Source organism: Streptomyces sp. NPDC094034, assembly GCF_040303865.1.
Lineage (GTDB): Bacteria > Actinomycetota > Actinomycetes > Streptomycetales > Streptomycetaceae > Streptomyces.
This window is the reverse complement of the sequence record NZ_JBEOUD010000026.1, coordinates 121736-129874: the sequence shown is the minus strand read 5'-3', so window position 1 is coordinate 129874 and position 8139 is coordinate 121736. Positions and strand designations below refer to the sequence as shown.

Below are 8139 nucleotides of genomic sequence, written 5' to 3'. Positions count from 1 at the left end.
TCCACCGGTACGTAGACGCCGCCCGCGTGCAGCACGGCTTGCATGGCGACCAGCCACTCCACACCACGCTCCATCGCCACCGCCACCCGCTGCCCAGGCCGCACCCCCTCAGCGATCAGGAAACGCGCGAGCTTCGCCGCACGACCATGCAGTTCCGCATACGTCAGCGTCACCTCGTCGGTGATCACCGCCGGCAGATCAGGAGTCCGCTCCAGCTGTCCACGGAAGATCCCCGCCAGCGTCAACCGCTCCACCCCCTCCCCACCCCTACCCCACCCCTCCAGCAGCTTTCTGGCCTCCTGGGGATCCAGCGTGTCGGCCTCCGCCATCGGGCGGTCGGGAGCGGCGACCAGTTCGCCCAGCAGTGTGGTGAGGTTGTGGGTGAGGCGGTCCATGGTGGTGGCATCGAAGAGATCGGTGCTGTACTCGACAGATCCCGTGAGCCCGCCTTCGGCGTTGTGCCAGAACTCCAGTGTGACGTCGAACAGCGCCGACTCACGCGGGAGTTCGACCGTCGAAGCCTGGATTCCCGGCAGTTCGGGAACCCCGGCCGGGGCGTTCTGCAGGACGAGCATGACCTGGACGAGCGGGGGCCTGCTCGGGTCGCGTTCGGGGAGTACGGCGTCCACGACCCGGTCGAACGGCACCAGCGCGTGGTCCAGCGCCTGTCGCACACTCTCCCGCGCGCGGTCGGTGAACTGTGCGAAGGTCAGCGTCTCGTCCACGTCAGCGCGCAGCACCAATGTATCGACGAAGAAGCCGACGATGTCGGCGAGTTCGGCACGGTCCCGGCCCGCGCCCGCCGTGCCGAGCACAATGTCGCGCTGGCCCGACCAGCGTGCGAGCAGCAGTTGGGTGGCGGCGGCGAGCGGCGCGAAGAGGGTGGTGCCGCGCGCTCGGCCGACGGCGGTGAGTCCCCGGACGGTTTCGGCCGGCACATTGAACAGTCGTCGCGCACCGGCGGAGGCGCGGACGGCGGGGCGCGGCCGGTCCGTGGGAAGCTCCAGCGGGGTGACATCCGCCAGCTCCCGCTTCCAGTGGGCCAGCTGCTCGTCCACCACGGGTTCACCCTGCCGATGGCGCTGCCAGGTGGCGAAGTCGGCGTACTGAATGGCGAGTTCAGGCAGTCCGGCAGCGGCGAGCACCGCATCCGCACCGGCATCCGCGCCCGCGCCCGCATCCGTATCCGTATCCGTATCCGCCTCGACGGGCCCCGCCGCGAGAGCAGCCGCGTACAACGCGCCCAGCTCCCGCGCGATCACCTCCATCGACCAGGCGTCGGCGGCGATATGGTGCGCGGTGAGCACGAGCAGATGGTCGTCGGGCGCGGTCCGTACCAGCAGCGCGCGCAGTACGGGGCCGGACCCGAGATCGAAGGGCGCGGACACCTCCGCACGCAGCACCTGGTCGAGCCGTCCCGCGTCACCCGACACATCGGTGACCGGCAGTGGCACCGGTGCCGGGTCGCCGATGATCTGGAGCACCTGGCCGTCGGCCTCGGTGTAGGTGGTACGCAACGGCTCGTGCCTGGCGATGAGGGCGGTCAGCGCGGTGGCGAGCGCGTCGGTCCGCAGCTCGCCGGTGAGCCGCAGCCCCGTGGTGCAGTTGTACGCCGCCCCGCCCGGTTCGTACGCGTCCAGGAACCACAGGCGCTGTTGCGCGGACGAGGCCACCAGCGCCCCGCCCCGGTCGGCGCGGACGATCGGCGCCGCGGTTCCCACCGCCCTGCCGACGCCCCCACTGCCGTCCGCGCCGGTGCCGCTCTCCGCCAGCCCGGCGGCGTAGCCGGCGTACGCGGCGATGGTCGGGTGGTCGAAGAGCGCGGTGGATGTGGGCGTGAGGCCGAGCCGACGCTCGACCTGGAAGGCCATCCGCAGACCGGAGATGGAGTCGCCGCCGATGGCGAAGAAGTCGTCCGTCACGCCGATCCGCGCCCGCCCGAGCACGTCTTCCCAGATCTCGGCGAGTTCCGATTCCAGTGCGGTGCGCGGCGCCGTGTACGGGGCGGACTCGGCCCGGTCCGCGCCGTCGACGGGGTCGCCGGGCGCGGGCAGCGCCCTGCGGTCCACCTTGCCGTTGGGTGTCAGTGGCAGTCGTTCCATGGCGAGGTAGACGGTCGGCACCATATGGACGGGCAGCCGGCCCGAGGCGTGCCGGCGCAGTTCGGCGGCGCCCGGATCCGCCTCGGGGCGCGCCGGTACGTAGTGGGCGACGAGCTGGTCCTTACCAGCGTTCTCCGCCAGGGTGACCACCGACTGAAGGACCGCCTCGTGCTCGGTCAGGACGGCCTCGATCTCGCCCAACTCGACGCGCAGGCCGCGGATCTTGACCTGGCCGTCGGCGCGGCCGATGAACTCGTGCTCGCCCCCCGGCTCCCGTCTGACCAGGTCGCCCGTGCGGTACATGCGGGATCCAGGGGGACCGTACGGGTCCGCGACGAAGCGTTCGGCCGTGAGCCCGGGGCGGTTGACATATCCCCGGGCGAGGCCGTCGCCCGCGATGCACAGTTCGCCGGTCCCGCCCTCGGGCACCGGTCGCAGCTTCTCGTCCAGCACCATGACCCGTGCGCCCTCGATGGCCCGGCCGATGCCGGGCGCGACCGTGAGGTCGGCGGGCAGCGGACCGTTGAGGGTGACGGTGACGGTCGCCTCGGTGGGACCGTACATATTGATCATCCGTCGGCCGTCGGCCCAGCGGGCGACCAGTTCCGGCGGGCAGTTCTCGCCGCCGGTGGCCAGTGCGCGCAGGTGGGGCAGCTCGATCGGTGGTGCCACCGTGGCCAGCACCGACGGCGGCATCATGGTGTGGGTGACGGCCGCGTCGGCGAGCAGGGCTCCGAGCGCTTCACCGACCGCCTGGGTCGGGCTCTCCGGCAGGATCAGCGTGGCGCCGGCGTACCAGGTCTGCGCCAGGTCGGCGATGGAGACATCGAAGTTGGGCGAGGCGAACTGGAGGACGCGGCTGTCCTCGTCGATGGCCAGCGCCGCCACATGGGCGAGGGCGAGGTTCCCGAGGCCGCGGTGGCTGACCGCCACGCCCTTGGGGGTGCCGCTGGAGCCGGAAGTGAACAGGATGTAGGCGGTGTTGTCGAGGTGCGTGGTGACAGCGGGCGCGGAGTCGGGTCCGTCCTGGTCCATCGCTGTCAGGCTCTCCAGGGACAGGGTGCCGGGAGCGTTGTCCGGGCGCGCCCCCGGCCCGCCGTCGCTGATCACCAGCTCGATCCCGGCGTCCTCGACCATGAACGACAGCCGCTCGGCGGGGTAGTTGGGGTCGAGCGGTACGTAGGCTCCGCCCGCCTTGAGAATGGCGAGCAGCGAGACGATCAGCTCGGGGCCGCGCCGCAGACAGACACCGACCCGGGTCTCGGGTCGCACACCCCGGGCGGCGAGCCGGTGCGCGAGCCGGTTGGCGCGCCGTTCGATCTCGGCGTAGCTGAGCCGGACCGCGCCCCACTCGACGGCGGTGTGGTCGGGTCGGCGCGCCGCCCGGCTCTCGAACAGTCCGTGCAGGGTGCGGTCACCGGCTGTCCGACTGCCGTGCGTAAGGGAGTTGTTGTCTGAGTTCATGTCGAGACCCCATGGAGCGCCGAGAGGGAGGGTGGCCTGTGCCGCGTGCGGGTTACCGATCCGAGGGAATCGGGCACTCATCGCACCCATGCACTCACTCTGAGTGACCGTTGGGTGCGTGCGTGACCGTCAGATGCGCTCGGGTCCCGCGCGCATCTGCCCCGCGTGTGTGTTCGCCGGCTGATTGACCCGCCGTGGCCGCCCGCTTCGCGCGGCCGGGCACGGCGGTGCTCAGTGTGGTTGTGCCGCGACCGGCTGGCGCAGCAGCGTACGGCCGCTGTATTGGAGGACGCGTACGTCCCCGGTGGTCGCGTCCTTGAGGAACCGGCCCAGGAACACCCCGGCGTCCCCCGGTCGGCTGGAGAAGACCAGATCGCTGTGGGAGGCGGCGGAGTCCCGCGCGCCGTTGGGGAGTTCCAGCAGTATGTTGCGGTCGTCGAGACTGACCGTCACGGCGAGGTCGCCGTTGCGGTAGGTGCCGGCGCAGTCCGCGAAGCCCGCCGTGGATCCGGGGGACGGCGGCACCACGCTGTAGACGCCGACGGGGAGCCCGGCGGACCGCAGTTCGCGCAGGACCGCCTCCCACAGCCCCTGCCCGGAGGCCGAGTTGGTCGTCAGCGCGACGACGGTGCCCTGTTTCGGGTGGATGCGCAGATGGCAGGTGGTGCCGTCCAGCGTTCCGTCGTGGCCGAGCCAGCGGTCCTCCGGCGGGCCGAAGTGGCCCAGGCCCAGGCCCCAGCCGTCGGCCAGCCCGAAGGGTTCCGCACCGGCGACCGGCCGGGCCATCTCGCGCAGTGTCTCGGAGTCGGCCACGGCGTCCCTGTCCAGGTCACCGGGGTCGTCCAGCTGGAGTTGGGCGAAGCGTACGAGGTCGGCGGCGCTGCCGGCGAGGCCGCCCGCGGGGGTGAAGCCCGGGTCGGCGGAGCAGCGCACGGAGTGCACCACGCGGTCGCCGCCGGGGGTGGTGTGTGTGGTGTGTCCTGCCACCGCGCGGACCGGCTCGCCGTCCTGTGGAGTGCCGGGCAGCAGGCCGATACCGGTGCCCAGGGGGGCCAGCAGATAGTCGCGTACGGCGTGCCACCAGGTCAGTCCGGTGGCGGCCTCGACGACGCGGCCCGCGATGCCGTAGCCGACGTTGGAGTAGGAGAAGGAGCCGGGGGCGGGCCACAGCGCGGGCGCGTCCGCGGGGCCGGTGGCCAGGAAGCCGGTGAGCCAGCGGCGCAGCGAGGTGGCGTCCCCGTCGTCGTGGTCCGACGGTAACCCTGCTGTGTGGCTGAGGAGTTGACGGAGCGTGGCGCCGAGCCCCGGGTGGCTGCCTGCGGCGCCCCGGTCGTCGAGCCAGGTGCGCACCGGACGGTTCAGGTCGAGGTCGCCGTCGGAGACGAGCTGGAGTACGGAGGCCGCGGTGAGCACCTTGGTGACGGAGCCGTAGGGGAAGGCGGAGTCACGGCGCACGGGGCGTCCGCCGCCGTACTCCTCCTCGCCAAACTCCCAGGTGCGCAGGGTTCCCTGGTGGTACACCGCCAGCTGTGCGCCGACCACTCCGTGCTCCTTGCCGAGGCTGCCGAGACAGCCGAGGCGGTCGAGGGGAAGGCTGAAGGGAGCGCCACTGACCTTCTCTTCCGCGATGATCCCCAACACTGCGAACAAGCTCCTTCTTCACTGTGCGAAGTCCGGCGTGTACCGCGCGGCACGGCGGCCGACCGCTTCGGTTACGCGCAGTCGACCGCACGAAAAGGATTCTTCAGCAGAGGTGAAGGCTCGAACAAGGATTTAAGTGCTGTTGTAAACACCCAGCCCAGAGGGCTGATCACCAAGACTTCGGTGGCCGTTTGCGCAGCGCGGACCTCAGCGGCAGCAAGTACCCCGCCCCGGCGGTGACGACCACGGTCAGCACCACCAGCCCGGCCTGGGCAGGCGGGATGTAGGGCACGGATCCGGTCGTGGCGAGGCTGAAGGCCAGGAGGGGAACGAGCGCGGTCACCGTACCCACCACCAGCCCCACCAGTATCACTGTCATCGCCTCGATCCTGAGCATCCAGCGGATCTGCCGCCGGCCCGCGCCCACGAGGCGCAGCAGGATCACCTCCTGACGGCGGCCGACCATGATGAGGACGAGGGTGCTGAGCACCGCGATGATCGTGAAGCCGCCGATCACACTCACCGCGACCAGGGAGATGACCTGGCCGACGCCGCGGTCCTCGGTCCGCAGATGCTCGCCCTTCGGCTGCTCCACGACGGTCGCTCCGGGCGCGGCGCCCGCCAGCACCCGCCCCGCCGCCGCTTTGACGTCCTCGGGGGCGGTTCCGGGCGCCAGGCTCAGCAGGACGCGGGTGTTGAGGGGCGCGGCCATGTGCGGCGCCAGTTCGGCGGGGGCGAACAGGAAGTCGCCGAGCGCCAGGGACCGTTCGTACACCGCGGCCACCGTCAGCGCCACGTTCGCGCCGTCGCCGTAGCGCACCGTGACCTTCGAGCCGACGTCCAGGTCCAGCGAGCGCGCCCGCTCCTCGCCCACCGCGACGGTGCCCGCGCGCAGGTCGCCCAGATCGCCCCCGGTGACCTTCGGATCGATGGTGGCGGGCAGCGCCGAGGGGTCCAGGGCCATCACCGGCAGCCGGTCCAGCCTCGGCTCCCCGGCCTCCTTGCGGGCCAGGACGACCGTACTGTGCAGCACCCCGGTGGCCGCCGCCACCCCGGGTACCTCCTTGACACGGCGCACTGTCGCGTCCGGGATCCCCGGACCGTCCGTGGTGATGGCCAGTTCGGCCCGCATGGCCTGGCCCGCCTGTCGGCCGCCCTCCGTGTCGAGTGTCGCCCCGGCCGAGAGCTGCACCCCGGCGAACGCCACCACGAGCACGATCGGGGTGATCGCGGCGCCCAGCCTGCGGGAGTTGGCCCGGGAGGCGGCGGCGGCGAGATAGCCGCCCGCGCCGCCCAGCCGCTCCGCGGGCACACCGAGCACCCGCATGGCACCCCACGCGATCCAGGGTCCGAGCAGCGCGCACGCGATGACCAGGCAGACGGCCGCGGTACTGGCCGCCATCGCGGCCAGCTCCCCGAACTGGAGCACCGCCGTACCGGCCGCGCCGCACCCCAGGACCAGCATCACGACGCCGGTGACGGCCCGGCCGCGGCCGAACTGCTCGGCCTCGCTCTGGGCCTCGCCCATCGCCTGTGCGGGGCGCACCTTGGCGATACGGCTACAGGCGAACCCGGCGGCGATCCTGGCCACCAGTACCGTCAGCGCGCCGGTGACCAGCGGGGCCGCGTACATCCAGAAGGGGGCGGGGAGTTCGAGCCCGATCGGCACGGCGCCGCGCGTGCGCAGCATCTTGATCAGCGCCAGGAACACCGGCGCCGCGCCGATCGCCCCGGCCAGGGCGGCGGTCGCGGCCACCACATTGACCTCACGGCCGACCATGGCGCGCAGTTGCCGGGGGGGCGCGCCGACCGCGCGCAGCAGCGCCATCTCGCGGGCGCGCTGGTGGATCGCCTGGGCGACGGTGCTGGAGACGACGAGCAGGGCGATCAGTACGACGAGCGCGCAGACCGAGCCGAGCAGCGCCAGCAGACTCATCCGGCTGGGGGCGGAGGTGACGAACTCCGTCTCCCCCCGGCCGTTTCCGGTCAGGACGCGCAGTGAGGTGTTGTCGTCCTTGTAGCGCGCGTCGGCGGCGGCGCTGGTGGCCGGACGCGCACCGTCCAGCGCTTCCCGCAGCCGGTGGTGGAGGGTGTCGGCACCGACACCGGGGTCGGCGAGCACCCCGATGGCGTCGGTGGTCTCCGGGTGGCCGGCGAGGAGTCGGGCCCGCTCGTCGCTGAAGAAGACGGCGCCCTGGTTGCCGAGCCCGCTGTCGTCCGCCCGTCCCTCGGGGGCCGCGATGCCGGAGACCCGGTAGGTCTCGGACGTGCCCGTGGACTGGAGGCGTACCTCGTCGCCGACCCGGACACCGGCCCGTGCGGCGAGGTCACCGTCGAGGACGACCTGTTCCGGACCCGCCGGGGCCCGGCCCTCGCGAAGGGTGAACGGCGCGAGCGCGGCGGCGTGCCAGGTGTGCCCGTAGACCGGGGAGGCGCCGGAGTCGCTGTCGGGGCCGATCACGAGCGAGCCGTCCTGGCGGGTCAGCGCGACCGGGAAGGCGTCGTCGGCGATGGCCGCCCGTACCCCGGGGACGGCCTCGATCCGGGGCAGCACCGAGCGTGGCACCCGTACCCGTTCGGTGAGCGCCGCCGTCTGCGTCTGCTGCTTGGATCCCCAGGGTTTGGCGGTGAAGCGTGTCTCCTGGTCGCCCGCGACCACCGCCGCGGCCGCGCCGTAGCGCTCCACGCTCGCGTGGCCGAGGGCGGCGGAGAGTACGGCGAGACCGAAGCTGCTGAGCACCAGCGAGGTGAGCAGCAGGGCCGCGAACACCGCCGTCCACGCCTTGGTGTGGGTCCGCATCGAGCGGTCGGCGAGGAAGCGCGCGATATGGCGCGTGCGCGCCGGGCTGTCGTGATTGCGGGCCAGCTCGTCCGGGCCGGACGGCCGCGCCGGGTCGGCGCCGGGGAGCGTACTGGATCCGGTCGGCATGCT

At 72.4% G+C, this 8139-nt stretch carries 3 protein-coding genes; all 3 read right to left on the bottom strand.

Going from position 1 to position 8139, the window contains the following annotated elements:
- Positions 1–3566, bottom strand: a 3566-nt coding sequence (locus tag ABTZ59_RS22780; RefSeq protein WP_351411352.1) for a non-ribosomal peptide synthetase, incomplete at its 3' end; no start/stop codon positions are given.
- 231 nt (positions 3567–3797) lie between these two features.
- Positions 3798–5207: a serine hydrolase domain-containing protein gene (locus ABTZ59_RS22775; protein WP_351411347.1), complete on the bottom strand. Its 1410-nt coding sequence runs from the start codon at positions 5205–5207 to the stop codon at positions 3798–3800.
- Between the two features lie 169 nt (positions 5208–5376).
- Positions 5377–8136 (bottom strand): FtsX-like permease family protein, encoded by a 2760-nt coding sequence (locus ABTZ59_RS22770; RefSeq protein ID WP_351411342.1) that lies wholly within the window; start codon positions 8134–8136, stop codon positions 5377–5379.
- Positions 8137–8139 lie beyond the last annotated feature (3 nt).